The following is a 2,653-nucleotide window of genomic DNA, read 5'->3' as shown; positions in this document are numbered from 1 at the left end:
CTGATCGATGAAACGGAAACCGTACTTGCAAAGCAGCAACTTGAAAAACTGGCAAACTACGATACGTTGACCGGTCTCTATAATCGCCGTGTTTTCATGAACGAATTCAATCGTGCCATTGCGTTGGGCAACCGTCGCAGCCACAAGGTGGCACTCATTCTCTTCGATATCGATAATTTTAAAAGAATCAACGATTCATTGGGACACAATACCGGTGACAGACTGCTGGATGCGGTCAGCAAGCGGGTCGCGAACATATTGCGGAAAACGGATCTCTTCGCACGGATAGGAGGAGACGAATTTGCCATTATCGTAGAAGACTATATGACGATCGAGGAGATCGGCATTCTGATAAGCCGCTTGCAGAACGTGATGCAGGAGTCGTTCGAAATGGAGACGGTCTCGCTGCATATCTCGATCAGTTTGGGCATTGCACTCTTCCCTGAACATGGACGGGATATCGAAACGTTGCAGAAGGCGGCCGACATCGCATTGTACGAAGCCAAAAAGAATGGGAAGAACCGGTTCGCATTTTTCGCATCCAACAACGACATGATGCTGGAGAATATCCAGATGGAAAACGAGCTCTACCGTGCGATCGAAAAAGACGAGCTCGAACCCTATCTGCAGGCACAGATCGATCTGAAAAGCAGGAAAATCTGTGCAGTGGAAGCCCTGATACGGTGGAATCATCCCCAAAAAGGGTTGATACCTCCGGGCCGGTTTCTTCCATTGGCCAGAGAGCTCGGCATTTTGTACAAAATCGATTTTTTCGTAATCAAGAGCGTCTTCGAGCTATTGGAAAAGTGGCAGACGCGATGCAGTTTTTGTCCCACCGTGTCCGTCAATGTCTCGAGCGCCCTGTTCCATCATCAACAATTCCTGCCAATGATGAAATCGATGCACAGGCGATACGATGGATTGTGCGAACTGGTAGAGCTGGAGTTGACGGAAGATATATTGATCGAAAACGAACGACATGCCTTTCTGCTGATCAAATCGCTCAAACAGTTCGGTTTCAAACTCTCAATCGACGATTTCGGTACGGGATATTCCTCGTTGAATCATCTGAAACTGCTCGAAGTGGACAGACTCAAAATCGATCAAACGTTTATCAGAGAGATCGTAGAAAACCCGAACGACAAGGCGATTGTCGAATCGATTATCGTGATGGGACATACACTGGGGCTTGAAATCGTGGCGGAAGGGGTGGAAACCGAATCGCAGGCTCACATCCTCGAATCGATGGATTGTGACGTGATTCAGGGCTTCTATTTTGCCAAACCCCTTCCTGTAGAGGAATTCGAAAAAAAATGGCTGGAGTTACGGCACTACTAACCGGCCGGCATTATTTTTCCCACCGCCATTTTCTCAGTTTCTGGTGGCAGCCGACACACTCCTGAACGATATGGGTATATCCTGCCGCGATGTTGCTGTAATCGTGTCGTGAAAAGATATCTTCCCGCATCATTCTGACGTAACGTTCGATATCCATTTCACTCTTTTTAGCCAGGCTCATGGCAAACGTCGGATTGTCGGGCATATATTTTTTCAATGCCTCACCATGTTTTGTCAAATAACCTTCCTGTACACGTTTGAGAGAACGTACGCCTGCCAGGAGTGTCTCTCTATCGTTGTAGAGAATGCCTTCCTGAATGCGCATAAGCCCATCTGCCATCGATTTCATTGTATCTTTGAGCGCTTTCTGCTCGGGGGTCATTGGTGGATTGGTCTGACCGGCACCCAACATCACAATTCCGAGCCCAAGTGTCAGAAAAAGTTTTTTCATGACAGCTCCTTTTTGTGAGATAAGTAAATATTATCACAAAAAAGAAGCGCAAAGAGTAAAATAAAATAAATAATTATTATATTTAAGTCTTGGGTGGATCAAGAGAAGAATATGTCGTACGGCCTCCGGATTTTCTCGACGAGTGCCGGAATGCTGACATTTCGGCTGACCCGCTCGAACTCTTTGCCGTCCAGAAAAATGATGGCGGTTGGAATGGAGAAGACACCGAAGTTTGCAGCGATGTCGGCATCTTCACCCACATCGATCGCAATCTTTTCGATTTTCGGGAAATTCGTTTCGAAGGCTTCGAAAAGTTTGGGCTGAAGGGCATGGCAAACGTTGCAATGTTCACCCCAGAAGTAGAGCAAAATACCCGGTTTGGATCGAATGATCTCCTGAATCGTCTCTATGGTCATCTCATTCCTCCAGTTCTTCCTGCAGTTCCAACAGTTCCAGATAACGGTCGGCTTTGGTATTGTACTCGATTTCCAGTTCGTTGAGTTCGTCGGTAAGCTTTTGTATGCCTTTTTCCTGATAACAGTCGGGATCTGCGAGGCAGGCGTTGATCTCGGCGATACGGTTTTCCAGCGTGTCGATCTCTGCGGGGAGCCGTTCGAGTTCGCGCTGCTCGTTGTAGCTGAGTTTTTTCTTTTTTTTGGTCGATGGTCGATGGTTGACGGTCGATGGTTGCCTCTCTTGTAGTTCTCTCTCGTACGTTTCGAGGTTTTTGAGCTCTTTTTCGATCGCCAGGAATTCGGAGTAGGGCTGGTAGCTCTCTTCCACGATGCCGTGCCCTTTGAAGATGAAGAGCTTCTTGGCGATCTTGTCGACGAAGTAGCGGTCGTGGCTGACGAAGATCAGCGC

3 protein-coding genes and 1 pseudogene are annotated in these 2,653 nt (G+C 47.5%); 1 reads left to right on the top strand and 3 read right to left on the bottom strand.

The genetic code is table 11. The features are described from left to right. A partial coding sequence (locus tag Q1K24_RS08330) for an EAL domain-containing protein (protein ID WP_300368752.1) occupies nucleotides 1-1,338 on the top strand: 1,338 nt, incomplete at its 5' end. Nucleotides 1,339-1,348: 10 nt separating this feature from the next. Here the strand turns inward: Q1K24_RS08330 and Q1K24_RS08325 are convergent. The 3 genes and pseudogenes from Q1K24_RS08325 to Q1K24_RS08315 form a co-directional block, all read right to left on the bottom strand. Next, nucleotides 1,349-1,789, bottom strand: a complete 441-nt coding sequence (locus tag Q1K24_RS08325) for a hypothetical protein (RefSeq protein ID WP_300368749.1) — start codon at nucleotides 1,787-1,789, stop codon at nucleotides 1,349-1,351. A 98-nt stretch (nucleotides 1,790-1,887) separates the two neighbouring features. Beyond that, complete coding sequence (locus Q1K24_RS08320) at nucleotides 1,888-2,205, bottom strand: thioredoxin family protein (protein ID WP_300368746.1); 318 nt, start codon at nucleotides 2,203-2,205, stop codon at nucleotides 1,888-1,890. 1 nt (nucleotide 2,206) lies between these two features. Further along, nucleotides 2,207-2,653: pseudogene (locus Q1K24_RS08315) on the bottom strand (ABC transporter ATP-binding protein); the annotation flags it as partial.

This window comes from Hydrogenimonas sp. (genome assembly GCF_029932565.1).
Lineage (GTDB): Bacteria > Campylobacterota > Campylobacteria > Campylobacterales > Hydrogenimonadaceae > Hydrogenimonas.
Note: the sequence above shows the minus strand (reverse complement) of the source record. Positions and strands in the feature narration are given on the sequence as shown.